This is a genomic window from Burkholderia catarinensis, from assembly GCF_001883705.2.
In the GTDB taxonomy this organism is placed as follows: domain Bacteria; phylum Pseudomonadota; class Gammaproteobacteria; order Burkholderiales; family Burkholderiaceae; genus Burkholderia; species Burkholderia catarinensis.
Genome location: NZ_MDEQ02000003.1, coordinates 25,980 through 51,919, shown reverse-complemented (window position 1 = coordinate 51,919; position 25,940 = coordinate 25,980). Strand labels below are relative to the sequence as shown.

The window sequence follows — 25,940 nt, the reverse complement described above, 5'->3', positions numbered from 1 at the left end:
CAATATTATATCATTTTATATATTATTGATTCCCGCCGATTGCCCGTCCGCAACCTTGCCGTCCTCCTTCGCTCAGGCTTGCTCGCCCGCGATCGCCTCGGCGGCCGGCACGCACTTCGCATCGGCGCGCACCATGCCGAGCGCCAGCACGGTGATCGCCGCAATCACGCATGGCGCCGCAACGACGGCGAACGCGGTCGACAGCGGCACGCCCATCGCCAGCATCGCACCGCCCGCCATCGATCCGACTACCGAGCCGCCGCGGCCGATCCCGTTCGCCCAGCTCACGCCGGTGGTCCGGCACTCCGTCGGATAGAACGCGGCCGACAGCGCATTCGCGCCGACCTGCGAGCCCGACACGCAGAAGCCGGCCGCGAACACGGCGAGCGCGGCACCCCACGGCGACGCGGCAAACACGCCGATCGCAGCGACGAACGCGCCGGCCGCCGCATAGCTGCAGGCCAGCACGCGATGCGGGTCGAAGCGGTCCATCAGCCAGCCGAGGACGATCGCGCCGAGCGTGCCGCCGACCTGGAACATCGCGGTCACGCGCGCGGCCGTCTGCAACGTCGCGCCGGTCGTCCGCAGCAGCGTCGGCAGCCAGCTCGACAGCAGGTAGATGACGAGCAGGCTCATGAAGAACGTGAGCCACAGCAGCAGCGTGCCGCGCAGCAGGTCGGCGCCGAACAGGCGACCGAGCGGCGACCCGGCCGGCTTGCCGCCCGACGCGATGAACGACGCGTGCGCGAGGTGCGGGTCGGGTGCGATCCGGCCGAGCATCGCCGCGATCCGTGCGGAAGACGCGCCCTGGTTGACGAGATAGCGCACCGATTCCGGCAGCCGCCACGCGAGCACCGGCAGCAGCAACAGCGGCGCGGCACCGCCGACGACGAGCACCGCGCGCCAGCCGTGGTGCTCGATCAGCGACGCGGCCGCGAGCCCGCCGAGCGCGGAGCCGATCGTGAAGCCGCAGAACATCGTCGTCACGAGCAACGAACGGCGTCGCGCCGGACAGTATTCGGATGTCAGCGTGATCGCATTCGGCATCGCGCCGCCGAGCCCGAGGCCGGTCACGAAGCGCCACGCGATCAGTTCGGTCAGGCCGCCGGCACTCGCCGACGCGGCGCTCGCGATGCCGAAGCACGCCACGCACGCGAGCAAGAGGCGCTTGCGGCCGAACCGGTCGCCGAACGGCCCGAATACGAGCGCGCCGGCCATCAACCCGGCGAGCCCCGCGCCGAACACGGGCGCGAGCTGCACGGGCGACAAGCCCCATTCCGCGCGGATGACGGGTGCGATGAAACCGATCGACGCGGTATCGAAACCGTCGATCGCAACGATCAGAAAGCACAGTACGACGATCGCGGCCTGAAACGGCGCTACGCGATGCCGGTCGATCCATTCGCTGACGTCGATGGACAGCGTATCGGCCATGATGGTGTCTCCTCCAGGAAGGCGGTCGCGCGTCGTGTCGTTGAAATGCGCGGCGCCGGAATCGGGCAAAAAGCACGCGTTATGCGCAGGACGTCAGGCAATCCTCCGCGCGCCAGCCGTGCAGCCAGTCGAGCCCGTCGTAGAACCGCGCCTGCGTGCGGCCGCCCCAGAGCCCGTTGCGCACCTGCCGCTCGACGCCCTTCGCGTGATAGATCCGACCCATCTCGCGTGCCGAATACAGCACGCGCGCGGTGCGCGGAATCCGCACGCGCTCGTACAGCGCGAACGCGGCCTCGAAATCGCCGTCGGCCCGGGCAACAGCCGCACCGAGCGTCACCGCGTCCTCGAGCGCCTGGCACGCGCCCTGCGCGAGATATTGCGTCATCGGATGCGCGGCGTCGCCGAGCACCGTCGCGCGGCCCGCACTCCAGTGCTCGACCGGATCGCGATCGGCGGTCGCCCAGCGCTTCCACGACGTCGGCCGGTCGAGCATCTGCTTCGGCAGCGGATGGATGTCGTCGAAGTACGACAGCACTTCTTCCTTGCTGCCCTCGCGCACGCCCCAGGTCTCCTGCTCGCGGCTATGGAACGTGACGACGAGGTTGTATTGCCGCCCGCCGCGCAGCGGATAGTGGACGAGATGGCAATGCGGGCCGGCCCACACGACCGGTGCGTTGATCTGCAAATCCTTCGGCATGTTGTCGACGTCGACCACCGCGCGATACACGACGTGGCCCGTCACGCGATGCGCGTCGCCGATCAGCGCGTGACGGATCGCGGACTTCACGCCGTCGCAGCCGACCACCGCATCGGCGCGATAGCGTTCGCCGTGCTGGTCGATCACGGTCACGCCGCTACCGTCCTGCTCGAGCCCGCACACCTGCGTGCTCGTCCGGAATTCGATCAGCGGGTGATCCTTGACCGCTTCGTAGATCGACAGGTGAATGTCCGCGCGATGGATCACCGCATACGGATTGCCGAAGCGCTCGCGGTACGCGGCGCCCGTATCGATGCGCACGACCTCGCGCGCATCGACCGCATCCATCAGTTGCAGCCAGTCGGTGAACACGGCCCGGCCGCGCGCGGCCTCGCCGACGCCCAGCGCATCGAGCGCGTTGAATGCGTTCGCGGCGAGCTGGATTCCCGCGCCGATCTCGCCGATCCGCTCGGCCTGTTCGAGCAGCTTCACGCGAATGCCCTGGCGCGCGAGCGCCAGCGCCGCCGCGAGCCCGCCGATGCCGCCGCCGATCACGAGCACGCGCCGGCCGTTGTTTTTTGTCTCGCCCATGTCTGTCTCCTTCTTCGTGTTACGCGACGTAATCCGGTTGCCGCTGCGGCTGCGCCGCGTCGAACGCCGGCTCGCGCCGCGCGTGTTCATAAACCGCGAGGCTGCGCGGATACGCGCTCAGGTCGCAATCCATCCGCAATGCGTTCGCGACCTGCGGCACGAGGCACACGTCGGCCAGTGTCGGTGCATCGCCGAAGCACCACGGGCCTGCATCCGCGCGCGCGAGCAGCCGCTCGACGCCGGCCATCCCTTCCTCGATCCAGTGCCGGTACCACGCGGTCTTCTGCTGCGGCGTGACCTTCAGCTCGCCGTCGAGATAGCGCAGCACGCGCAGGTTGTTGACGGGATGAATGTCGCACGCGATCAGCGCCGTCAGTTCCAGTACGCGTGCACGGCGGCGCGGTTCGAGCGGAATCAGCCTCGGTTCCGGATGGATCCGGTCGAGGTAATCGAGGATCGCGAGCGACTGGCCTAGACGGAAATCGCCGTCGACCAGCGCCGGCACCGCCGCGGACGGGTTCACCTGCGCGACATAACCGGCATCGCGATGCTCGCCGGCGCGGATGTTCACGGGCAGCGTGTCGTACGGCAGCCCTTTCAGCGCGAGCGCGATGCGCACCCGGTAGGATGTCGAACTGTTGAAGAAGCTATGCAGTTGCACGATGGGACCTTTCGGGGAAAGCGCGTCAGACCACGCGCACGGTCAGTTCACCGAGACGCTCGACACCGACCTTCATCACGTCGCCCGCGACCACCGCGCCCACGCCTTCGGGTGTGCCCGTGAAGATCACGTCGCCCGGTTCGAGGCGGAAGAACTTCGACAGGTCGGCAACCGTCTCCGCGACCGACCAGATCAGGTGCGACACGTCGCTCTTCTGCTTCGTCGCGCCGTTAACGGTCAGCCACAGGCCGCCCTGCTCGAAATGACCGGCTTCGCTTGCCGGATGCACGGGCCCGATCGGCGCCGAGCGGTCGAACGCCTTGCCGATCTCCCACGGCCGGCCCATCTCGCGCATCTTCATCTGCAGGTCGCGGCGCGTCATGTCGAGGCCGACCGCGTAGCCCCACACGTGTTCGAGCGCGCGCTCGAGCGGGATGTCGGCGCCGCCCTTGCCGATCACCACGACGAGTTCCGCTTCGTAGTGATAGTTCTGCGTTTGCGACGGATACGCGAGATCGAGCGTTTCGCCGTACGCGACCGGCACGATCGAATCGGCCGGCTTGCAGAAGAAGAACGGCGGTTCGCGATCGGGATCGAAGCCCATTTCGCGCGCATGGGCCGCGTAGTTGCGGCCGACGCAATACACGCGGCGTACCGCGAACCGGGCGTCGCTGCCGGCGACGGTCAGCGCCACCGGCGCTTCGGGCGGGAAAACGAAAGTCATGAACGGCTCCAGCGTAGGCATGAATGAAGGGACGCGCGCCACAGCGGCGGCGCACGGAAAACGGATCGTCGAAACCGGCCGGCGTCAGTCGCGCGCTTCGCGCAGCAGGTTCAGCGCGGACAGCACGGGCCGGTCGGAATAGCTGAACAGCACGCTGTCGGACGACGCCGACAGCCGCACCGGCGCCCACGACGGCGCGACGAAAATGTCGTGCGGCTCGAATTCGAATGCGCTGCCACCGATGTGCGCGGTGCCGCTGCCCTCGACGACGCAGTAGATCGTCGCGTCGGTGCTGCGGTACGTGCGGCCGTCGAAGCCGGCGGGCAGGAACTGCATGAAGGTCGCGATCGTCGGCATCGGCCAGCCGCCCGTCGCGGGGTTCACATAGCGCAACTTCACGCCGTCCCACGCATCGAGCTCGCCGTTCCGGTACAGCGTGTCGAGCGCTTCGCGGCTGCGTGCATACGGATAGCTGAATACCGGCGACGTCGGATCGCTCACGCGATGCCGCACCGGCACCATGTTGTGACCGAAGCGCGCGAAGCTGTCGCCTTCCGGGCGATTCACGGGCTGCACGGCTTCCGAATAGTTCTCCGCGAAGCCCGCGTCGAGGTTCGCGAGCAGCGGAATGTCGAGCCCGTCGAGCCACACGACCGGCTCGCCGCCCTCTTCGGCCGACGGATTGCCGTGGTCGTGCCACGCCCACGACGGCGTGATGATGAAGTCGCCCGGATGCATCGTCGTGCGTTCGCTGTTCACGGCCGTCCATGCGCCGCGCCCCTCGACGATGAAGCGCAGCGCCGACTGCGTATGCCGATGGCTCGGCGCGATCTCGCCCGGCAGGATCAACTGCAGCCCCGCATACAGGCTCGGCGTCATGCTCGACTTGGCCGGCAGCCCCGGGTTCTCCAGCACCAGCACGCGGCGCACGGCCTCTTCCGCGCTGATCACGCTGCCCGCCTGCATCACGAGGTCGCGCACCTGCGCGTACTTCCAGATCGCGGCCTGCGCGGCCGGCTGCGGGGATTTCGGCACGAGGTTGTGCAGCGATTCCCACAGCGGCGCCAGGCGCTGCTCGGCGATCCGTGCGTAGTACGCGGCGCGCGATGCGTCCGGATGTCGGGTCGTCATGAGGTCTCCTGGGAGTCGGCCGATCGGCGTCGGCGCTATGTCGGGTCGGGGACCGTGCTGCAGTCCGTTAGCTGATTTATATTCGACTCAGACATACCCGGTAAAATGATTAAATCATCTGATCCATATAATTCTGGATATACCTTCTCGCGACGAGGCATGCGATGGACTGGACCCACCGGCTGCGACTGCGGCATCTGCAGGTACTGCTGAGCCTTGCCGGCACCGGCAATCTGAGCCAGTCAGCGGTGGCGCTCGCGACCACGCAGCCCGCGCTGTCGAAATGGCTGAAGGAACTGGAGGAGGATGTCGGGCTGCCGCTGTTCGAACGGCATGCGCGCGGCCTGCGGCCGACGCCTTACGGCGAAGCGCTGATCGAACACGCGCGCCGCGTCGAAGCGCAGCTCGACGTCGCGCGCGACGACATGGCCGCGCTGCGCGAAGGCGGCAGCGGCCTCGTGACGATCGGTACGTCGGGCGTCGCGGCGGCCGACACGGTGCCGTTCGCCGTGTCGCAACTGCTGAAACGGATGCCGCGCGCGCAGGTGCGGCTGACCGAAAGCACGATGAACCAGTTGATGCCGCAGCTCGCGCGCGGCGAACTCGACATCGTCGTCGGCCGCTCGGGCTCGACGTCCGTCGATCCGCAGTTGCAGGCCGAAGCGCTGTATGTCGATCCGGTCGTGTTCGTCGCGCGGCCCGGCCACGCGCTCGCCGGCGCGGCGTCGGTCGGCTGGGACGACGTGCTCGCCTACCCGTGGATCGTGTGGCCGTCGGGCACGCCCGTGCACAACGCGCTGGAGGCCGCGCTGGCGGCCGCCGGCCGCGTGCAGCCGCCGCACTGCGTCGAATCGAATTCGTCGATCCTCAACCTCACGCTGCTGAACAACACCGACCTGCTCGGCGTCGCGTCGCATCGTGCCGCGCGGCGCTTCGCGCAATTGAACGCGATCCGCATCCTGCCGATGGAACTCGAAGGCCAGGGCGCGGTGTCGATGTACTGGCACCCCGACAGCGCGAACCGCGCGGCCGTGGCCGCGACGATCGAATGCCTGCGCGCCTGTGCGGCGCCGCAGGTCGGCGGCTGGGAGAAAGTGAAGGTGGAATGAATCGCGCGGCCCGGCGCCAACCGGGCCGCTTCGCCGCGACGCGTCACGCGCCGTCGCAGGATGCCGTGCCGTCCAGCATCAGCGTGCCGACCCGTGCGGGCACGAGCGGCGTGCGCGGCACGGGCGGCGTCCAGCCGAACAGCGCCTGCGCGGCCGCGCCGCACACGCGGCCCTGGCACGCGCCCATCCCGCACCGCGACTGCAGCTTCGCGGCCGTCCAGCCCGGTTCCTGTGCGACCGCGTCGAAACGCACATCCTCGCAGCGGCACAGCAGCGTATCGGGCCGCGCGAGCCGGCGGATCGGCTCGCGGATCGCGAAGCGCTCGCGCACGGCATCCGCAAAGGCCTGCCAGTGCTCGCGCCGCGCGACGAGCGCGGCCAACGGTGCCATCTGCCCGGTCGCCGCATGGCCGGCGATCTCGCCTTCGACCATCGCCAGTTCGCTGCCGCCAACGCCCGTGCACTCGCCGGCCGCGAAATGCCCGTCGCGGCTCGTACGCTGGTGCATGTCGACCGCCACCGCGCCGTTTTCGATCCGGCAGCCGAGATGGCTCGGCAGCACGATATTCGGCACGAGCCCGAAGCCGCACGCGAGCCGGTCGCAATCGACGTCGAACTCGCGTTCGCCGTGGCGGATCCGCACGCGTTCGAGCCGCTTGTCACCGAACGCCTCGACGACGTACGCATCGGGCCGATACGCGGCCGTGACGAGCTTCGCGGCCTGCGCGAGCTTCGACGGCCAGCGCCACAGCCCCGCGCCGAAGCCGGCCACGTCGCCCCATCCCGCCTGTTCCAGCACGTGCGACACGCGCGCGCCGGCCTGACGGGCCGTTGCCGCGCTCGCCAGCAGCAGCGGCCCGCTGCCCGCGATCACCGTGCGCTGCCCGCGCACATCGAGGCCGTACTTGATCAGCGCCTGCAAGCCGCCCGCGCCGGTGACGCCCGGCAGCGTCCAGCCCGGAAACGGCAGCAGCAACTCGCGTGCGCCGCAGCAGAGAATCAGCGTCCGGTAGTCGAGCAGCAGCCCGCGTTCGTCGTCCTCGAGCAGCAGCGTGCCCGGCTGCGTTTCGGCGACGATGCGTGTCGCCGCGAGATGCGTGACATTCGGCTGCCGCAAGACGGCGAGGCGCTCGGCGGCGGCCGGTACCGCACGCGAAGCAGCTGCCTGCCGCCAGATCTGCCCGCCCGCCCGCGGATTGTCGTCGACGATCGCGACCACCGCACCGCTTTGCGCGGCGGCCCGCGCGGCCGACAGTCCAGCCGGGCCCGCACCGACGATCGCGACGTCGACGCTCAGTCGTTCCTGTTTCATCGCGTACGCTCCACCCGCATCCCGTCCCGGCACAGCGTCTGGCAAGCCAGCCTGCGGCGGCCGTCGATCGTCATCCTGCACTCCTGGCAGACGCCCATGCCGCAAAACGGCGCACGCGCCGCACCCGTGCACGACACGCGCGTCGTGTCGTCGCCGCTCGCCGCGACGGCGGCCGCGACGCTCGCGCCGTCGGCCACCGTCAGCGTGCGGCCGTCCAGATGAATGATCATGTCAGCCTCCGCCGGGCCGCCCCAAGGGGGCTGACCGCCCCCGCGGGGGGAGCCGTGCATGGGACCGGAGTAAGCGCTGAAGCGCCAACTCCGGTCGACAGCGAACGAAGTGAGCGTGGGGGTCGTTTCATGTCAGCGCTCCGGCTACGAGGGACGCGGTCAGGAAGCGTCCCGGCAAATACGGTTCGATATCGATGGGCGGCCGTTCGCCGGCCATCAGCGCGGCGACGAGCCGCGCGCTGCCCGGCGCGGTCGTCACGCCGAGCCCTTCGTGCCCGACCGCGAGCCACACGCCCGGCCGCGCCGGGTGCTCGCCGAGCAGCGGCAGGCCGTCGGGGCTCGCGGAGCGGAATCCGGTCCATGCACGGATTCCGTTCAGTTCGGCCAGGTCCGGCAGGTAGCCGACCGCGCGGCGCAGCATGCGCGCGAGCACGGGCGGCTCGACCCGCGCGTCTTCCGTGTCGAACTGGCGCGACGAGCCGATCAGCAGCTGGCCGGTCGGCCGCGGCTGCACGTTGAACGCGACCGACGTGCCGTCGCTCGCATGCGCGCTCGCCGCATAGCCCAACTCGACGAGCTGGTGCGATACCTGGCCCGGATAGCGGTCGGTAATCAGAAGGTGGCCCTTTTTCGGGCGCAGCGGCAACTCGGGCAGCAGCGTGCGCGCCGCGACGCCGTTCGCGACGACCACGCGTTCCGCGCGCAGCGTATCGCCGCTCGCGAGCGTCACGCTCGGGCCATCGATCGCGACGGCCCGGTCGCGGCGCAACGTGATGCGCGGTGCGCGCTGCAGCAGCCAGTTCGCGGTGACGGGCGCATAGAGGATCGCGTCGCCGGGAATCTTCAGCGCGCCACCGAGGCCCGTGCGCAGCATCGGCTCCAGTTGCGCAAGCGCCGCCGCATCGATCAGCTCGCCGGCCACGCCGTGCGCGGCCAGCGTCGCCTGCTTCGCGCGCGCGAGATCCATCTCGTGCGCATCGGCCGCGAGCCACAGCGTGCCGCAGTTGCGGTACGCGCAGCCTGCCGGCATCTCGCCGCTCAACGCGCGCCACAGTTCGATCGAGTAATGGCTCAGCGCGAGTTCGGCCGCGTTGTCGTCCATCGCGACGAGGTGCCCCATCCCCGCGCCGGTCGCGCCGCCGCTTGCGTCGTCGACGACGAGCACGCGCAGCCCGCGCTGCGCGAGTTCGTGCGCGCATGCCGCACCGACGATGCCGGCGCCGATCACGACGACGTCGGTCTTCGCTTCGCTCACGACACGATGCCCCAGCCGAACGGGTCGTCTTCCTCGATCAGCAGCGTCGCTTCCGCGCTCAGGTGCGCGCTGCCGCGGATCGTCGGCACGATGCCGCCGTCGGCCTGTTCGTAGCTCGCTTGGAACACGCTGCCGATCACGCTCGCCTGCCGCCACACGGCACCCGGCGCGAGCTTGCCGTCGGCCGCGAGGCACGCGAGCTTCGCGCTGGTGCCGGTGCCGCACGGCGAACGGTCGTATGCCAGGCCCGGACACAGCACGAAGCTGCGGCTGTCGTGCGCGGGATCGTCGGCGAACAGCTCGATGTGATCGATCTCGCCGCCGTTCGCGCCGGTGATGCCCGCGCGTTCGAGCCCTTCGCGCACGGCAGACGCGTACGCAGTGAGCGCCGCGACGTTGTCGCCGGCGACTCGCTGCCCGTGGTCGCTGATCAGGAAGAACCAGTTGCCGCCCCACGCGATGTCGCCCTTCACGGGGCCATAACCCGGCACGTCGACCGCGACGCCCTTCGCATGCCGATACGCCGGCACGTTGCGCACGCTGACCGACAGGTCGTCGTGCAGCGTCGCCTCGACGGTGCCGACGGGCGTCTCGATCCGGTGCATGCCGGGCTCGATGCGCCCCATGTGATGCAGCGTGCGCACGACGCCGATCGTGCCGTGCCCGCACATCCCGAGATAGCCGCTATTGTTGAAGAAGATCACGCCGGCCGCCGCGTCGGGCGACACGGGTTCGCACAGCAGCGCGCCGACCAGCACGTCGCTGCCGCGCGGCTCGAGGATGCACGCGGTGCGGTAACGGTCGTGCTCGCGCGCGAGCACGTCGCGGCGCTCGGCCATCGTGCCGCTGCCGAGCGCGGGGAAGCCGGACACGACGAGCCGAGTGGGTTCGCCGCCCGTGTGCGAATCGATGATCTGGATGCGCTTCATCATGAGCCGTTCGAAGTGGGGAAAGGAGCATAGCTTCCTCCGTCGCGCGTCCGTCCGCTTGTGGCTTTTCGATGAGGACGACGACGAAATCGGCATAGTACGAAGCGCCCTTCGCGCCCCTGCCGGCCGCTGTGCCGATTTCGTCATTTTGCTCCGCGATACGACTCAAGCGTGATGGGCGTTTGCGCGGCGATACTGGTTGCCACACCGACACACCTGTCGGCCGACCGATACGAACGTAGGAGATTTCAGTGAGCCGAAACGCCATTCAGTGGACCGGGGTTTTCCCGGCCGTCAGCACCCAGTTCAAGCCGGACTTTTCCCTCGACATCGACGCCACGCATCGCGTGGTGAAGAACCTGGTGAACGACGGCGTGTCGGGCCTCGTGGTCTGCGGCACGGTCGGCGAAAACACGTCGCTGTCGACGAGCGAGAAGCTCCAGGTGATCGAGGCCGCACGCGACGCGGCCGGCGGCAAGATTCCGGTGATCGCCGGCATCGCCGAATTCACGACCGAATTCGCGCGCAACACGGTGCGTGAAGCGCAACGCGTCGGCGTCGACGGCGTGATGGTGATGCCCGCGCTGGTCTACTCGGCGAAGCCGCACGAAACCGCCGCACACTTCCGCGCGGTCGCGACGAGCACCGACCTGCCGGTGATGGTCTACAACAACCCGCCGATCTACAAGAACGACGTGACGCCCGACGTGCTGATCGCGCTGCAGGACTGCGAGAACATCGTCTGCTTCAAGGATTCGTCGGGCGATACGCGCCGCTTCATCGACCTGCGCAACGCGGTCGGCGATCGCTTCGTGCTGTTCGCGGGCCTCGACGACGTCGTGGTCGAGAGCATCGCGGTCGGCGCCGAAGGCTGGGTGTCGGGCATGTCGAACGCGTTCCCGAAGGAAGGCGAGACGCTGTTCCGCCTCGCGAAGCAAAAGCGTTTCGACGAAGCGCTCGCGCTGTACCGCTGGTTCATGCCGCTGCTGCACCTCGACGCACGCCCCGACCTCGTGCAGTGCATCAAGCTGTGCGAAGAACTCGTCGGCCGCGGCAGCGCGATCACGCGCCCGCCGCGCCTCGCGCTGCAAGGCGACACGCTCGCGGAAGTGAAGGCGATCGTCGCGAAGGCGCTCGAAACGCGCCCGGCGCTGCCCGACGTCGGTCTCTGACCGACTCCCCCGGCGGCGGCGCACCGGCGTTCCGGTCGCGCCGCCGTCTCCGGTCCGGCATGGCCCGCGGGCCCGTTCGCACCGGCGCCAGCCCGCGCCGCGCGTGAACGTCCCGCGGCCCGCCCCGGTCGTTCGAACCGGGCGACGCCGGCCGGCAGGCGTGCGCGCTGCTCCGTCGGAGCGCGCGCAGCTCACGCCTGTGCCGCCATTCCCCTAGGAGACAAGCCCATGCCAGGCCAAGGCAACGCTCACCCGTCTGTCCCGCTTTCCCGTTCCGCGCACCCCGACGCGGGTCACGGCAAGTTCAAGAAACAGTTGTCGCTGACCGATCTCACGTTCATCGGTCTCGGCGCCATTTTCGGTTCGGGGTGGCTGTTCGCCGCGAGTCACGTGTCGACGATCGCAGGCCCGGCCGGCATCTTCTCGTGGCTGCTCGGCGGCTTCGCCGTGCTGCTGCTCGGCATCGTCTATTGCGAGCTCGGCGCCGCGCTGCCGCGCGCGGGCGGCGTAGTCCGCTACCCGGTGTTCTCGCACGGCCCGCTGCTCGGCTACCTGATGGGCTTCATCACGCTGATCGCGTTCTCGAGCCTGATCGCGATCGAAGTCGTCGCCGCGCGCCAGTACGCGGCCGCGTGGTTTCCGGGCCTGACGGTCGCCGGATCGAGCGACCCGACGACGCTCGGCTGGCTCGTGCAGGCCGCGCTGCTCTGCTTCTTCTTTTACCTGAACTATTCGAGCGTGAAGACGTTCGCGAAGGCGAACAACATCATCAGCATCTTCAAGTTCATCGTGCCGTTGGCGGTCATCGCGGTGCTGTTCACGTTCTTCAAGCCCGCCAACCTGACCGTGCGCGGCTTCGCGCCGTTCGGCGTGCCGGGCATCGAGATGGCCGTGTCCGCGGGCGGCATCATCTTCGCGTACCTCGGGCTCACGCCGATCGTGTCGGTCGCGAGCGAGGTGCGCAATCCGCAACGCACGATCCCGATCGCGCTGATCCTGTCGATCCTGCTGTCGACGCTGATCTACGTGCTGCTGCAGCTCGCGTTCATCGGCAGCATCCCGACGGAAATGCTCGCCGCCGGCTGGCACGACGTGAGCAAGGCGTTCTCGCTGCCGTACCGCGACATCGCGCTCGCACTCGGCGTCGGCTGGCTCGCGGTGATGGTCGTCGCCGACGCGATGATCTCGCCGAGCGGCTGCGGCAACATCTACATGAACGCGACGCCGCGCGTCGTCTACGGCTGGGCGAAGACGGGCACGTTCTTCAAGGTGTTCACGCGCGTCGACGAAGCGTCGGGCATCCCGCGTGCGGGCCTGTGGCTCACGTTCGGTCTTGCGATCTTCTGGACGCTGCCGTTCCCGTCGTGGGAAGCGCTGATCAACATCGTGTCGGCCGCGCTGGTGCTGAGCTATGCGGTGGCACCGGTATCGGTCGCCGCGCTGCGCCGCACCGCGCCCGACCTGCCGCGGCCGTTCCGCGCGAGCGCGTTCGGCATCACCGGGCCCGCGTCGTTCGTGATCGCCGCGCTGATCGTCTACTGGTCGGGCTGGAGCACGGTGTCCTGGCTGCTCGGGCTGCAGATCGTGATGTTCGTCATCTATCTCGCATGCCGCCGCTGGGTGCCGACCGCGCACCTGAGTCTCGCCGAACAGGTGCGCTCGTCCGCGTGGCTGATCGCGTTCTATGCGGCGATGATCGTGCTGTCGTATCTCGGCGGCTTCGGCGGCACGGGCCGGCTCGCGCATCCGTACGACACGGTCGTCGTCGCGGCCGTCGCGCTCGTCATCTACTACTGGGGCGCCAACACGGGCGTCCGCTCCGACAAGCTGCAGCTCGACGACGACGAGGACTGACGCGCCCGTTCCGCCTTCCATCGGCCGGGCGCACCACGCCCGGCCCCTGCTTTTTACGAGGAAAACCATGCAACTCACAGGTCAGCTCCTGATCGGCCAGTCCGCCGTCGCCGGACAGAACGGCACTCTCCATGCGATCGCCGCCGCAACCGGCGAACCGCTCGAACCCGCGTTCGGTGGCGCGAGCCTGCGCGACCTGGAGACCGCCTGCGCGCTCGCCGACGACGCGTTCGACACGTATCGCGAAACGTCGCTCGAAGCACGCGCCGCGTTTCTCGACGCGATCGGCCGCCACATCATGGCGCTCGGCGACGACCTGATCGAGCGCTGCGTCGCCGAAACGGGGCTGCCGCGCGCACGCATCGAGGGCGAGCGCGGCCGCACGGTCGGCCAGCTCGCGCTGTTCGCGTCGCTCGTGCGCGACGGCGGCTTTCTCGATGCGCGGATCGATCCGGCGCGCCCCGAGCGCAAGCCGCTGCCGCGTGTCGACCTGCGCCTGCGCAACGTCGCGATCGGGCCGGTCGCCGTGTTCGGCGCGTCGAACTTCCCGCTCGCGTTCTCGGTCGCCGGCGGCGATACGGCATCGGCGCTCGCGGCCGGCTGCCCGGTGATCGTCAAGGCGCATTCCGCGCACCCGGGCACGTCGGAGCTCGTCGGCCGCGCGATCCAGCAGGCAGCACTCGAATGCGGGATGCCGGCCGGCGTGTTCTCGCTGCTGTTCGACGCGTCGCGCGAGATCGGCCAGGCGCTCGTCGCCGACCCGCGCATCAAGGCCGTCGGCTTCACCGGCTCGCGCCGCGGCGGCGTCGCGCTGATGCATATCGCGGCCGCGCGCCACGAACCGATTCCCGTCTATGCGGAAATGAGCTCGATCAATCCCGTGCTGCTGTTTCCCGCCGCGCTCGACGCGCGTCACAATGCGATCGCGCCGCAGTTCGTCGCATCGCTCACGCTCGGCGCCGGCCAGTTCTGCACGAACCCGGGCCTCGTGCTGGCCGTCGACGGCCCCGCGCTGCGCGCGTTCGAGGCCGCGGCGGCCGATGCCGTGCGCGCGGCGGCCGCGCAGACGATGCTGACGCCGCACATCCACGCGAGCTATGCGCAAGGCGTCGCGGCGCTGTGCGGGCACGATGCGGTCGAACGGCTGGCGGAAGGCGCCGAAGGCGGCCGCTACCAGGCCCGCGCGGCGCTGTTCGCGACGTCGGCCGACGCGTTCGTCGCGCACCCCGAACTGCGCGACGAAGTGTTCGGCCCCGCTTCGCTGATCGTGCGCTGCCCGGATGCCGACACGCTGCATCGCGTGTTGAAGTCGCTCGAAGGCCAGTTGACGATCGCCGCGCATCTCGCCGACGGCGACGCGGCGCTGTTCGCCGCGCTGCGCCCGACGCTCGAGCGCAAGGCCGGCCGCATTCTCGTCAACGGCTTCGGCACGGGCGTCGAGGTCGGCCATGCGATGGTGCACGGCGGCCCGTTCCCGGCCACCTCCGACACGCGCACGACGTCGGTCGGCGCACGCGCGATCGAGCGCTTCCTGCGCCCCGTGTCGTACCAGGACCTGCCGGACGCACTGCTGCCGGAAGCGATCCGCAACGGCAACCCGCTGCACGTGCCGCAGCGCATCGACAGCGTGCCCGCGCCACAGGAGGCGAATCATGTCTGAGCAAACGGCCGACGTCGTCCTGTCGCTCGATGAAGTCCATGCGCTCGCGCTGCGCGTGCTGACGCACAACGGGATGTCCGACGCGCATGCGCACGCGATCGCCAACGTGATCACGCAGGGCCAGCGCGACGAATGCCATTCGCACGGCGTGTACCGGCTGCTCGTCTGCGTGCGTTCGCTGAAGAAAGGCAAGGTCGATCCGCAAGCCGTGCCGACGTTGCGCCGGCTGTCGTCGTCGATCGTCGCGGTCGATGCGCATCGCGGCTTCTCGCTGCTGAGCTTCGAGACCGGGCTGCCCGTGCTCGTCGGGATGGCGAAGCAGCACGGCATCGCCGCGATGGCGATCAACCACTGCTACCACTTCTCCGCGCTGTGGCCCGAGGTCGAGGCGATCGCCGCCGCAGGGCTGGTCGGCATCGCGATGAACCCGAGCCACAGCTGGGTCGCGCCGGAAGGCGGCCGCGAGCCGGTGTTCGGCACGAACCCGATCGCGTTCGCGTGGCCGCGTCCGGGCAGCGAGCCGTTCGTGTTCGATTTCGCGACGAGCGCGATCGCGCGCGGCGACATCGAGCTGCACGCGAAGCAAGGCAAGGCGATTCCGCCGCACTGGGCGATCGACGCCGACGGCCAGCCGACCACCGACCCGAAGGCCGCGCTGCAGGGTGCGATGCGCACGTTCGGCGGCCACAAGGGTTCGGCGCTCGCGGCAATGGTCGAGCTGCTCGGCGGTGCGCTGATCGGCGACATGACGAGCCGCGAGTCGATGGACTTCGACGAAGGCGTCGGCGCGACGCCGTGCCACGGCGAGCTCGTGATCGCGTTCGACCCGAAGGTGTTCCTCGGCGACGATCTCGACGCGGGGCTCGCGCGCGGCGAACGGATGTTCGAATCGATCGTCGCGCAGGGCGCGCGGCTGCCGTCGCAACGCCGCTTCGACGCCCGCGCGCGCAGCATCGCGCACGGCGTGCGGATTCCGAAGGCGCTGTACGACGAGATCCTGACGCTGCTCGACTGACGCCGAAACGCGGGGCCGGATCACGCATTCATCGCCGATCGATGCGTGATCCGGCCGCCTCCCGAGCCGGTCGCGCAGGCGCCCCGCAGCCGCCCGCCCGTTCCGCGCCAGGCACGCCGCCCGCGCCGGTTGCCGGCCCCGCGGGCGCCACGCCCGCGGCGGGTGTGGGATAATCGCCCGGTTTGCCCAGGGCGCAGCTCAAGAGGTTGTTCGCACGGGCGCGAGAGAGGCCTTTATTCCCCGTGCCTCCACCCTTTTCCCGCGATATTTCTTCAGCAACCACGATGCCCACTTACCGTTCCAAAACCTCTACCGCCGGCCGCAACATGGCAGGCGCGCGCTCGCTGTGGCGCGCCACCGGCATGAAAGACGACGATTTCTCGAAGCCGATCATCGCGGTCGTCAACTCGTTCACCCAGTTCGTGCCCGGGCACGTGCACCTGAAGGATCTCGGCCAGCTCGTCGCGCGCGAGATCGAGGCCGCCGGCGGCGTCGCGAAGGAATTCAACACGATCGCGGTCGACGACGGCATCGCGATGGGCCACGACGGCATGCTCTATTCGCTGCCGAGCCGCGACATCATCGCCGACTCGGTCGAATACATGGTGAACGCGCACTGCGCGGACGCGATGGTGTGCATCTCGAACTGCGACAAAATCACGCCGGGGATGCTGATGGCCGCGATGCGCCTCGACATTCCGGTGATCTTCGTGTCGGGCGGCCCGATGGAAGCCGGCAAGACGCGCCTCGCGAACCCGGTGACCAAGACCCTCGAACTGAAGAAGCTCGACCTCGTCGACGCGATGGTGATCGCGGTCGACCCGTCGTATTCCGACGCCGAAGTCGCCGAAGTCGAACGTTCGGCCTGCCCGACCTGCGGCTCGTGCTCGGGCATGTTCACCGCGAACTCGATGAACTGCCTGACCGAAGCGCTCGGCCTGTCGCTGCCCGGCAACGGCACGGTGGTCGCCACGCACGCCGATCGCGAACAACTGTTCAAGCGCGCCGGCCGCCGCATCGTCGAACTGACGCGCCAGCACTACGAGCAGGACGACGCGCGCGTGCTGCCGCGTTCGGTCGGCTTCAAGGCGTTCGAGAACGCGATCACGCTCGACATCGCGATGGGCGGGTCGACCAACACGATCCTGCACCTGCTGGCGATCGCGCAGGAAGCCGGCATCGACTTCACGATGAAGGACATCGATCGCCTGTCGCGCTCCGTGCCGCAACTGTGCAAGGTCGCGCCGAACACGAACAAGTACCACATCGAGGACGTGCACCGCGCAGGCGGCATCATGGCGATCCTCGGCGAGCTCGAGCGCGCCGGCAAGCTGCACACCGACGTGCCGACCGTGCACGCGCCGACCCTGAAGGATGCACTGGACCAGTGGGACATCGTCCGCACGCAGGACGAAGCGGTCCGCACGTTCTACCTGGCCGGCCCGGCCGGCGTCCCGACGCAGGTCGCGTTCAGCCAGGACACGCGCTGGCCGAGCCTCGACCTCGACCGCGCGGAAGGCTGCATCCGCTCGTACGAGCATGCGTTCTCGAAGGAAGGCGGCCTCGCCGTGCTGACGGGCAACATCGCGCTCGACGGCTGCGTGGTGAAGACGGCCGGCGTCGACGAGAGCATCCTCGTGTTCGAGGGCTCGGCTCACGTGACCGAATCGCAGGATGAAGCGGTCGAGAACATCCTGAACGACAAGGTCAAGGCCGGCGACGTGGTGATCGTGCGCTACGAAGGCCCGAAGGGCGGCCCCGGCATGCAGGAAATGCTCTACCCGACCAGCTACATCAAGTCGAAGGGGCTCGGCAAGGCATGCGCGCTGCTGACGGACGGCCGCTTCTCGGGCGGCACGTCGGGTTTGTCGATCGGCCACTGCTCGCCGGAAGCGGCAGCGGGCGGTGCAATCGGCCTCGTGCGCAACGGCGACAGGATCCGCATCGACATTCCGAACCGCACGATCGACGTGCTGGTGTCGGACGAGGAGCTGGCGCGCCGCCGCGAAGAGCAGAACGCGAAGGGCTGGAAGCCGGCGCAGCCGCGCCCGCGCAAGGTGTCCGCGGCGCTGAAGGCGTACGCGAAGCTGGTGATGTCGGCCGACAAGGGTGCAGTGCGCGACCTGTCGCTGCTTGAGGACTGACGCGACGGGCATCCGGGGGCGGCCATCCGACGACGAGCATCCGGGGGCGGCCTACCGACGACGGGCATCCGGCAACGGACAGCCAGTCACGCGGCGGTTTCACGACCGCCAGCCGCCCATTCGCCCGATCCAGAAGCCGCTCTCCGGAGCGGCTTTTTTTCGTCCGGCGCCAGGAGAAACCGGGGCGCCGTCAGCGACGGTATTCGTCGTGGCTGCCGCCTCCGCCATCGCCACCGTGGTTTCCGCCACCTTGCGGCCGCGCGCCACCGCCACCGCCACCGCCACCGCCACCACCACCACCCTGACGCACCGGCGGCGGCATCGTACGTGCCTCGCCGCCCGGCGCCGGCTGCGGACGCAACACGGCCGCCGGCGGTGCCTCGGCCGGACGCGCATTGTGCACGGCGCCCGGCATCTGTGCAGGTGCCGGCGCAGGTGCAGCCGGCGGCTGCGTGCGGATCGCGCCGTTCCAGCCGCCGCGTGCGGCCGACGGCCGCGCGTCATGCACGGGCGGCGAGCCGCCTGGTGCGACCTGCATCGGCTGGCCCGGTTGCTGACGCCCTTGTCCCGGCGGCCAGCCCCCGGGGCCGAGCCTCGGCTCCGGACGATGCGCCCAGCGATCGCGGTCGTGATACCACGGGCGGTGTCGGTAATAACGATCCCAGTACGCGCCGATCGCGAATCCGGTCACCGGGATACCGATGATCGCGCCGTATTCGAGCAACGGCACATAGTTACCCTGGTACGGATACTCGAGCAACTGCGCATCGATCCAGCCGCGCACGCCCGGCAGCGCGACGTCGCACCACGAGTAGTCGCTCATGCAGCCAAATACTTCCAGCGCGGTGTCCGGCGGAATCTGCGCGACCACCGGATAGTCGGGCGCCGGCCCGGCGTACAGCTCGGCCGGCGAGTTCGTGTAAGCGCTGCTCTGCGCATTGGCGGCGCCCGGCACGGCCGCGAAGCCGACCAGGACGACGCACAGACATCGGACAATCGTGTTCCTCATGATGCTCTCCCGCGCGGTGCCGCGCGCCGGTCAGTGCCGGCGGCCGCCGCCCCAGTGGCCGCCACCCCAATGCCCGCCGCCCCACGGACGACGCCAGTACCCGCCGCGCCCGCCCCAGTAGCCGCCGCCCCAACCGCCCCAGAAGCCGATCGTGACGGGCGGCCCGTACCAGCCCGGGTAGTATGCGGGGTAGTACGGATACGGCGGCGGCACATAGGCCGGCGCGACATACACCGGTGCCGGCGTACCGATGTCGGCCGCCGTGTCGGGCGCCGGTGAAGGGGCCGGACCGGGCGTAGCCGGCACAACCGGGATTTCGCGCTGCGCCACCGTAGCGGGCACCGGCGCGTAATAAGGTGCATAGCCGTACGGGCTCGTGTAGTAGCAGCCGCCGAGCGTCAGCGCGGCCAGCGCGATGACGGTGGGCCTCGCGGCAGGAATCGGGTTCATCTCGTGCTCCGGCAGAATCCGCGCGTCGCCGCAGGGCGCGCGCCTGACTCTAGATTACGTCCCCAGCATATTTCCGGGCGTATGATCGGTTACTTTTTGTTTCCTGCGCCGGACGGTCGCGCGGGCATGCCGCGTGCTGGCACGTCTGCCGCACCCGCATTGAAGTTGGCGCAAATGCCCTCAACTTGAACGATGTCAGGCTGACCGGCGCGAACGGGCGTTCGCGGACACCCGGTGGCCGCAAACCGGCGGACTTCGGCCCGCCCAGACAGGAGCGCGGCTCACGCCGCCATCGACATGACCACGCCACGCCCCACTCTCCGGGCGGAAACGCCGCTCGATCCGATCATCCAGTTGCTGGCGCTCGCCGGCGAACAGGGTTATCTGACACACGCCGACCTCGTCGACGCGCTGCCGCCCGAAAGCGACAGCCCCGACGGGCTCGACGTCGTGCGCGCCGCGCTCGCCGACATCGGCATCGCCGTGCTCGACGAGCCGGCCGCGCCTGCGCCGTTCGCCGGCACGGCGCCTGTCGACGTCGATCGCGACGCGCTCGACGAAGGCCGAACCCTGCTCCGCGACCTCGCACGCGGCACGAGCGCGTCGACCGATCCGCTCGCGCTCTACATGCGGCGCATGCAGGCGGTGCCGCTGCTCACGCGCGAAGGCGAAATCGTGCTGGCCCGCGAGATCGAGACGGGTCGCCATCAGATCCTGCACGCGCTCGCCGGCTGTCCGGCGGCGGTCGAAGCGCTGCTTGCGCGTCACCGCGCAACGGGTGCGACCGGCGCAGCCGAGCCATCCGATGACGACGACACCCCCGTGCCCGCCAGCCACGATGCGCTGCAGGCGGCGCTCTCTGCGTTGCGCGGCGCATTGCATGCGCATGGCTTCCGATCGGCCGAATGCCGCGACGCCCGCAACCGCATGGCCGCCCTGCTCGGCTCGATCGCATGGGTCGCGCCGGCCGTCGACGATGCGAGCCGCGTCGTGCGCACGCTCGCGGCAGCACCGCACGACACCGCGGCGGGCGAAGCCGCCTGCTTCGACGCGGTCGCCCGGCGGGCGCTCGCGGCCGCGCTCACCGACGGCCAGCAGAAGGTGCGCGACGCCACGCGCGCGATGCTCGAGGCGAACCTGCGGCTCGTGCTGTCGATCGCGCGCAAATACATGAATCGCGGCGTCGACCTGTCCGATCTCGTGCAGGACGGCTGCCTCGGGCTGATGCGCGCGATCGAGAAATTCGAATACCGGCGCGGGTTCAAGTTCTCGACCTATGCGACCTGGTGGATCCGCCAGGCGATCGCGCGCGCGGTTGCGGATCGCTCGCGCACGATCCGCGTACCCGTGCACGTCGGCGACCAGTACCAGCGCGTGCAGCGACATGCGCTGCGCTTTCGCCAGCGCACGGGCCGCCGGGCAACGCCGGCCGAACTCGCAGCCGAAACCGGCTTCGACGAAGATAAACTGCGCGCGGTGCTCGCGCTGCCCGCCGAGCCCGTCTCGCTCGACACGCCGCTGCCCGACGCGGACACCGGCCTCGTGGATCTGATCGAGGATCAGGCGTCGGCCAGCCCGTTCGAGCAACTGGCCGATACGCGCATGCGCGAATGCGTGACGTCGCTGCTCCGGTCGGTCACGCCGGCCGAGGCCGACGTGTTGCGCCGGCGGTTCGGCCTCGGCGGCACCGAGCCCGATACCTACGACACGATCGCGCAGGACGCTGGCATGTCGCGTGAACGCGTGCGGCAGATCGAGAAACGGGCGCTCGCCGCGCTGCGCACGGCCGCCGAGGCCGAGAACGCGCAGTCGTTTCTCGACGCTTGATCGCGTCGCGCGACGCACGGTCGTGCCGCCAACCGGCACGACCGTGCGCTTCGCGCCTGTGCTACGTTTGCCATTGACGTGCGTCAAGTTTTCTTGATCGCGTGTCGCGACAATGGTAAAAGCCGACCGGCGTATCGCTCGCCGTGTCCATTCCGTTTGCGCTTCCCCTGGTCCCTCCCATGCAGATGACCGTCAGCCAAACGTTCGAGGAAAACCGGCATATCGCGGCCTGCCTGCGCGAGGCCGCGCAGCGGCTTGCCGACCAGGGCGCGAATCCGTACCGGGTCGCGGCCTACCGCGCGTCGGCCGGGACGGTCGAGGCGCTCGACCGCGACGTTCGCATGCTGTTCGAGTCCGGTGGCATCGATGCGCTCCGCGCGCTGCCCGAGATCGGCACGGGCGTCGCGCAGGCGATCGCCGAGCTGCTGGTGACGGGGCGTTGGCGCCAGCTCGACCGGCTGTGCGGCGACGCCGAACGCACATCCGCGTTCGAAGCCGTGCCGGGCATCGGCCACGCGCTCGCGCTGCGCATTCACGACCTGCTGCATATCGATACGCTCGAGGAACTCGAACGCGCGGCCCGCAACGGCCAGCTCGAAACGATCGCGGGCGTCGGCCCGCGGCGCGCGGCCGGCATCCGCATCGCGCTCGACGATGTGCTGAGCCGCCGCCGGCGCTGGCAGGATCACGCGCAAAACGCCGGCCCCGGCACGGAACCCCCTGTCGAACTGCTGCTGTACATCGACCGCCTGTACCGCAACAGGGCCGCCGCCGGCGTGTTGCCGACGCCCGCGCACCGACGCCTGAACGCGGACGGCTACGTGCCGCTGCCCGTGATGCACATGACCAAGGGCGGCTGGCATTTCACGGTGCTGAGCCTGCATGCCGCCATGCGCACGCCGGAGGCCTGCCGCCCGACGGACTGGGTCTCGCTCTATTTCTACGACGCCGTGCAGTGCGAGCATCAGCGCACCGTCTTCACCGAAACGGTCGGCTCGCTCGTCGGCAAGCGCATCGTGCGCGGGCGCGAGATGGAATGCCGCGTGTATTACGCGGGATGAGTCATGCGCCGGACGCGCCGTCGAAGTCGAATGCCGCATCGAGCACGCTGGTGAGCGTGCGTAAACGTTGATCGGAATGGTCCGGATCGAGATCGAGCACAAAAAGCAGAAAGAAAAACCACACGCGGCAACCCCGTTGTTCCTGTTCGTGACGCCCGGCGGGAATCGCGCGGCGCGCCACCCTGCCGCCGGGCCTCCACGGCAACCCGCCGATGAATGCGCATCGCGCAGGCCGACCGCCTACGCGCCTTCCGCCTTCGTGCGGCGCGCCGGACGACGATGCGCGGCGATGCGCAGCAACTGCTGAAACGACGGGCATTCGAGATGGTTCGATGCCGGGCACACGGCCGCATGCCGCAGCGCATCGCGCACGGCGCCAAGACGGCGGATCGTGCGATCGAGTTCGTCGGCCTTGCCGTCAAGCTTCGCGCGATCGATCGCGGGCCGGCCGTCCGCGCCGACCATCGCGAGGATGTCGTCGAGCGAAAAACCGGCCTCGCGGCCGAGCGCGATCAGCGCCAGGCGCTCCAGCACCGACTCGTCGTATTGCCGCCGCAACCCGTGTCGGCCGTTCGGGACGATCAGCCCCTTTTCCTCGTAGTAGCGCAGCGTCGACGCGGGCAATCCCGAGCGCCGCGCGACGTCCGCAATGTCCAGACGGCTCATGCTTGACCTCAAGTGAACTTGAAGTTGCAAGATAGTCGCCCGACTCCGTAAAGACAAGCCTCGACCGACATGAAACCGCTGCAACCGACTCGTATTCCGCTGCGCCGCGCAACCGTCACCGTCCGCCCCGGAGGTGCGCGATGAACCCGCCCGATGTCCTGTTCAACCTGCTGCTGATCGGTGCGGGCGCCACGCTGGTGATGGATCTGTGGACGCTGTTCCGGCGCCGTGCGTTCGGCATTCCGTCGCTCGACTATGCGCTGGTCGGCCGCTGGATCGGCCACATGATGTACGGCCGGTTCCGGCATGCGTCGATCGTCGCCGCGCCGCCCGTGCCGGGAGAACGTACGCTCGGCTGGATCGCGCATTACGTGATCGGCATCGCGTTCGCGGCGCTGCCCGTCGTGATCGCGGGCCCGGAATGGATCGGCACGCCGACGCCGCTCCCCGCGCTCGTCGCCGGCCTCGCGAGCGTGGTCGCGCCGTTCTTCGTGATGCAACCCGCGTTCGGTTTCGGCATCGCGGCGTCGCGCACGCCGCATCCGGGCGTCGCGCGCCGGCGCAGCCTCATCACGCATCTGTCGTACGGCGTGGGGCTCTATCTGGCGGCGTTCACGCTTGCGGCGCTGGCGCGTTGAGCACGCAGCTTCGCCAAAGCCGTAACAGGTAGCGTCGGCTCAACCGGCCGACGCCGCCGCCCACGCGAACGCTTCGTCGAGCGTGACGGGCGCATCGCCCTGCGCAAGCCGCACGAAGGCCGCGCCGGGCATCAACACCTGCACAACGGCGATGACGATGCCCATGCCGGCATGCGGGCCAACGCGGCGTGCTTGCGCGCTGTCTCCCCGTGTTCCCGGTATTTTCAAACCGTTCATCCGGCCCGCCCGGATGGCAATGCGCGTCACTCCCCGCCGCAGTCGATCAGGTTGCGGCGCATGCGCCCGAGCAACCGCACCAGCGTATCGCGCTCGTCGGGCGTGAAGCCGCGCAGCCCGTCGTCGGCGACGGTATCGCCGACCTCGAGCATCTGCGGAAAGATTTCGCGCGACTTGTCGGTCAGACGGATCACGAACGCGCGGCGATCGTCGTCGTTCGCGATGCGTTCGATCCAGCCATAGCTTTCCATCCGGTCGAGCAGCCGCGTGAGCGAGATCGGCGTGATCTCGAGCCATTCGGCAAGCCGCGCCTGATTCATCTCGCCCTTCCACGTCAGGTACGCGAGCACGCGGCTTTGCGCACGCGTCAGCCCGATACGCTTCGCGCGCCGGTCGAACAGGCGTCCGTTCAGGCGTGCCACGTCGGCGATCAGGTAACCGATCCGGTTCTCGTAGGTCTTGTCCATGCGGAATTATAGGGTCAAGCCGGAAACGGCCCGCGGCTCGCGACCCAGCTATGAGCGGATATATAATAAGCATACTTATAGTTCGAGTCATACCGGATCGCCGCCCACGGCGACCGCCCCACGGAGACACCCGCTTGAACCCCGCCGCCGACGCTCCCGCCTCGCCCACCCTGAACCGGCCGATGCTGACCCTGTCGATCATGCTTGCCACGCTGATCCAGACCCTCGACAGCACGATCGCGAACGTCGCGCTGCCGCACATGCAGGGCACCCTGTCCGCGTCGCAGGACGAGATCACGTGGGTGCTGACCTCCTATATCGTCGCCGCGGCGATCGCGACGCCGCTCACCGGCTGGCTGTCCGACCGGCTCGGCATCAAGCGGCTGCTGATCGTGTCGATCGCGGGCTTCACGGTCGCATCGGCGCTGTGCGGGCTGGCCGAATCGCTCGTGCAGATCGTCGGCGCACGCCTGCTGCAGGGTGTGTTCGGCGCCGCGCTGGTGCCGCTGTCGCAGTCGATCCTGCTCGACATCAACTCGCGCGAGAAGCAGGGCCAGGCGATGGCGATCTGGGGGATGGGCGTGATGGTCGGCCCGATCCTCGGCCCGACGCTCGGCGGCTGGCTCACCGACAGCTACAACTGGCGCTGGGTGTTCTTCATCAACGTGCCGATCGGCGCATTCGCGCTCGCCGGCGTGATGACCTTCCTGCCCGCGCGCGCGCCGCGCCCGCACGTGAAATTCGACGCGTTCGGCTTCGCGACGCTGGCCCTCGCGATCGGTGCGTTGCAGGCGATGCTCGATCGCGGCGAGCAGCTCGACTGGTTCGGTTCGTACGAGATCCGTATCGAGGCGCTCGTCGCGGTGCTCGGCTTCGCGTTCTTCCTCGTGCATACGGCGACCGTCGGCAAGGCGTCGTTCTTCAAGTCGGAACTGCTGCGCGACCCGAACTTCGCGACGGGCACGCTGTTCATCTTCGTGGTCGGCGCGGTGCTGTACGCGACGCGCGCGCTGCTGCCGCCGATGCTGCAGAACCTGATGGGCTACCCGGTCGCGACGACGGGCCTCGTCACCGCGCCGAGCGGCGCCGGCACGATGATCGCGATGCTGTTCGTCGGGCGGCTGCTGAAATACGTGGATGCGCGGATGCTGTTGCTCGCGGGACTGTCGATTTCCGCGCTCGCGCTATGGCAGATGATGCAGTACACGGTCGTGCTGTCCGAAGCGGACATCGTGTGGCCGGGCGTGGTGCAGGGCTTCGGGCTGGGGCTCGTGTTCGTGCCGCTGAGCGCGCTGTCGTTCTCGACGCTGCCGCCCGACCTGCGCGCGGACGGCACGGCCACCTACAGCCTGATGCGCAACATCGGCAGCAGCATCGGCATCTCGATCGTGCAGACGCTGATGACGCGCAACACGCAGGTCGCGCATGCCGACCTCGCGACCCACATCACGCCGTTCAACCCGGCCGTGCAGGCGATGGCCGGCAGCCGCCTCGACATCGCGCTGCTCGACCGCACGATCACCCAGCAGGCGACGATGATCGCGTACCTGAACGACTTCAAGCTGATGTTCGTCGCGACGCTGCTGATGATTCCGCTGTTGCTGCTGATCCGCCCGCCGCAGAAAGCGGCGAGCGTCGATGTCGCGCACGCGGCGATGGACTGACCG

Annotated in this window: 25 protein-coding genes; 10 read left to right on the top strand and 15 right to left on the bottom strand. The window is 69.2% G+C overall.

Annotated features, from left to right (window positions below; all coding sequences use genetic code 11):
* Positions 1 to 72: 72 nt before the first annotated feature.
* The 5 genes from BFF94_RS05540 to gtdA form a co-directional block, all read right to left on the bottom strand.
* Positions 73 to 1,434, bottom strand: coding sequence for an MFS transporter (locus tag BFF94_RS05540; protein WP_219139070.1), 1,362 nt, complete (start codon positions 1,432 to 1,434; stop codon positions 73 to 75).
* A 79-nt stretch (positions 1,435 to 1,513) separates the two neighbouring features.
* Positions 1,514 to 2,722 carry a 3-hydroxybenzoate 6-monooxygenase gene (locus BFF94_RS05535; RefSeq protein WP_128841343.1) on the bottom strand — a complete coding sequence of 403 codons (1,209 nt, stop codon included), beginning with the start codon at positions 2,720 to 2,722 and terminating at the stop codon, positions 1,514 to 1,516.
* 19 nt (positions 2,723 to 2,741) lie between these two features.
* Positions 2,742 to 3,383 (bottom strand): maleylacetoacetate isomerase, encoded by a 642-nt coding sequence (gene maiA, locus BFF94_RS05530; RefSeq protein WP_128841344.1) that lies wholly within the window; start codon positions 3,381 to 3,383, stop codon positions 2,742 to 2,744.
* A gap of 25 nt (positions 3,384 to 3,408) precedes the next feature.
* Positions 3,409 to 4,107, bottom strand: coding sequence for a fumarylacetoacetate hydrolase family protein (locus BFF94_RS05525; protein WP_128841345.1), 699 nt, complete (start codon positions 4,105 to 4,107; stop codon positions 3,409 to 3,411).
* A gap of 84 nt (positions 4,108 to 4,191) precedes the next feature.
* A complete protein-coding gene (gene gtdA / locus BFF94_RS05520) occupies positions 4,192 to 5,238 on the bottom strand; it encodes a gentisate 1,2-dioxygenase (protein WP_128841346.1) in 1,047 nt (348 codons plus the stop codon).
* A gap of 164 nt (positions 5,239 to 5,402) precedes the next feature.
* On the opposite strand from gtdA, the gene BFF94_RS05515 reads away from it, so the two are divergent.
* The gene (locus BFF94_RS05515) at positions 5,403 to 6,347 is read left to right on the top strand and encodes a LysR family transcriptional regulator (protein ID WP_219139069.1); all 945 of its coding nucleotides are present in this window, start codon (positions 5,403 to 5,405) and stop codon (positions 6,345 to 6,347) included.
* A 43-nt stretch (positions 6,348 to 6,390) separates the two neighbouring features.
* On the opposite strand, the gene BFF94_RS05510 is transcribed toward BFF94_RS05515, so the two are convergent.
* The 4 genes from BFF94_RS05510 to BFF94_RS05495 form a co-directional block, all read right to left on the bottom strand.
* On the bottom strand, positions 6,391 to 7,659 hold the full coding sequence (locus BFF94_RS05510) for an NAD(P)/FAD-dependent oxidoreductase (RefSeq protein ID WP_128841348.1): 1,269 nt from the start codon (positions 7,657 to 7,659) through the stop codon (positions 6,391 to 6,393).
* A complete protein-coding gene (locus tag BFF94_RS05505; protein ID WP_219139068.1) occupies positions 7,656 to 7,889 on the bottom strand; it encodes a 2Fe-2S iron-sulfur cluster-binding protein in 234 nt (77 codons plus the stop codon). Before BFF94_RS05505 ends, BFF94_RS05510 begins: the two co-directional genes overlap by 4 nt.
* A 127-nt stretch (positions 7,890 to 8,016) precedes the next feature.
* Entirely contained in the window at positions 8,017 to 9,144 is a 1,128-nt protein-coding gene (locus BFF94_RS05500) for an NAD(P)/FAD-dependent oxidoreductase (protein WP_219139067.1), read from the bottom strand.
* Positions 9,141 to 10,073 carry a 4-hydroxyproline epimerase gene (locus BFF94_RS05495; protein WP_128841352.1) on the bottom strand — a complete coding sequence of 311 codons (933 nt, stop codon included), beginning with the start codon at positions 10,071 to 10,073 and terminating at the stop codon, positions 9,141 to 9,143. Before BFF94_RS05495 ends, BFF94_RS05500 begins: the two co-directional genes overlap by 4 nt.
* Positions 10,074 to 10,324: 251 nt before the next feature.
* Here BFF94_RS05495 and BFF94_RS05490 point away from each other — a divergent pair, with 251 nt between their 5' ends.
* The 5 genes from BFF94_RS05490 to ilvD all read left to right on the top strand — a co-directional run bounded on the left by BFF94_RS05490 (position 10,325) and on the right by ilvD (position 17,918).
* A complete protein-coding gene (locus tag BFF94_RS05490) occupies positions 10,325 to 11,245 on the top strand; it encodes a dihydrodipicolinate synthase family protein (RefSeq protein ID WP_006484863.1) in 921 nt (306 codons plus the stop codon).
* Positions 11,246 to 11,473: 228 nt separating this feature from the next.
* Complete coding sequence (locus tag BFF94_RS05485) at positions 11,474 to 13,099, top strand: APC family permease (RefSeq protein ID WP_128841349.1); 1,626 nt, start codon at positions 11,474 to 11,476, stop codon at positions 13,097 to 13,099.
* A 67-nt stretch (positions 13,100 to 13,166) separates the two neighbouring features.
* On the top strand, positions 13,167 to 14,759 hold the full coding sequence (locus BFF94_RS05480) for an aldehyde dehydrogenase (NADP(+)) (RefSeq protein ID WP_219139066.1): 1,593 nt from the start codon (positions 13,167 to 13,169) through the stop codon (positions 14,757 to 14,759).
* On the top strand, positions 14,752 to 15,774 hold the full coding sequence (locus BFF94_RS05475) for an Ldh family oxidoreductase (RefSeq protein WP_128841351.1): 1,023 nt from the start codon (positions 14,752 to 14,754) through the stop codon (positions 15,772 to 15,774). The genes BFF94_RS05480 and BFF94_RS05475 overlap by 8 nt, the downstream gene beginning before the upstream one ends.
* Positions 15,775 to 16,058: 284 nt before the next feature.
* Positions 16,059 to 17,918 (top strand): dihydroxy-acid dehydratase, encoded by a 1,860-nt coding sequence (ilvD, locus tag BFF94_RS05470; protein WP_219139065.1) that lies wholly within the window; start codon positions 16,059 to 16,061, stop codon positions 17,916 to 17,918.
* Between the two features lie 190 nt (positions 17,919 to 18,108).
* On the opposite strand, the gene BFF94_RS05465 is transcribed toward ilvD, so the two are convergent.
* A complete protein-coding gene (locus BFF94_RS05465; RefSeq protein WP_219139064.1) occupies positions 18,109 to 18,927 on the bottom strand; it encodes an SH3 domain-containing protein in 819 nt (272 codons plus the stop codon).
* A 30-nt stretch (positions 18,928 to 18,957) separates the two neighbouring features.
* The gene (locus tag BFF94_RS05460) at positions 18,958 to 19,377 is read right to left on the bottom strand and encodes a hypothetical protein (protein WP_128849296.1); all 420 of its coding nucleotides are present in this window, start codon (positions 19,375 to 19,377) and stop codon (positions 18,958 to 18,960) included.
* Positions 19,378 to 19,674: 297 nt separating this feature from the next.
* Here BFF94_RS05460 and BFF94_RS05455 point away from each other — a divergent pair, with 297 nt between their 5' ends.
* Both BFF94_RS05455 and BFF94_RS05450 read left to right on the top strand, forming a co-directional pair.
* A complete protein-coding gene (locus BFF94_RS05455) occupies positions 19,675 to 21,204 on the top strand; it encodes a sigma-70 family RNA polymerase sigma factor (protein ID WP_128849294.1) in 1,530 nt (509 codons plus the stop codon).
* Between the two features lie 179 nt (positions 21,205 to 21,383).
* Entirely contained in the window at positions 21,384 to 22,265 is an 882-nt protein-coding gene (locus tag BFF94_RS05450; RefSeq protein ID WP_128849291.1) for a helix-hairpin-helix domain-containing protein, read from the top strand.
* 1 nt (position 22,266) lies between these two features.
* Here BFF94_RS05450 and BFF94_RS05445 read toward each other — a convergent pair whose 3' ends face one another.
* Both BFF94_RS05445 and BFF94_RS05440 read right to left on the bottom strand, forming a co-directional pair.
* Positions 22,267 to 22,446, bottom strand: coding sequence for a hypothetical protein (locus BFF94_RS05445; protein WP_128849288.1), 180 nt, complete (start codon positions 22,444 to 22,446; stop codon positions 22,267 to 22,269).
* 59 nt (positions 22,447 to 22,505) lie between these two features.
* Positions 22,506 to 22,931 (bottom strand): helix-turn-helix domain-containing protein, encoded by a 426-nt coding sequence (locus BFF94_RS05440; RefSeq protein WP_128849285.1) that lies wholly within the window; start codon positions 22,929 to 22,931, stop codon positions 22,506 to 22,508.
* A gap of 140 nt (positions 22,932 to 23,071) precedes the next feature.
* Between BFF94_RS05440 and BFF94_RS05435 the strand changes: the two genes are divergently transcribed.
* Positions 23,072 to 23,569, top strand: a complete 498-nt coding sequence (locus tag BFF94_RS05435; RefSeq protein ID WP_128849283.1) for a DUF2938 domain-containing protein — start codon at positions 23,072 to 23,074, stop codon at positions 23,567 to 23,569.
* Between the two features lie 39 nt (positions 23,570 to 23,608).
* On the opposite strand, the gene BFF94_RS05430 is transcribed toward BFF94_RS05435, so the two are convergent.
* Together BFF94_RS05430 and BFF94_RS05425 are read right to left on the bottom strand one after the other, a co-directional pair.
* Positions 23,609 to 23,836 (bottom strand): hypothetical protein, encoded by a 228-nt coding sequence (locus BFF94_RS05430; protein WP_128849280.1) that lies wholly within the window; start codon positions 23,834 to 23,836, stop codon positions 23,609 to 23,611.
* Positions 23,833 to 24,273, bottom strand: a complete 441-nt coding sequence (locus BFF94_RS05425; protein WP_128849277.1) for a MarR family winged helix-turn-helix transcriptional regulator — start codon at positions 24,271 to 24,273, stop codon at positions 23,833 to 23,835. Before BFF94_RS05425 ends, BFF94_RS05430 begins: the two co-directional genes overlap by 4 nt.
* 134 nt (positions 24,274 to 24,407) lie before the next feature.
* Here BFF94_RS05425 and BFF94_RS05420 point away from each other — a divergent pair, with 134 nt between their 5' ends.
* Positions 24,408 to 25,937 carry a DHA2 family efflux MFS transporter permease subunit gene (locus tag BFF94_RS05420; protein ID WP_128849275.1) on the top strand — a complete coding sequence of 510 codons (1,530 nt, stop codon included), beginning with the start codon at positions 24,408 to 24,410 and terminating at the stop codon, positions 25,935 to 25,937.
* Positions 25,938 to 25,940 lie beyond the last annotated feature (3 nt).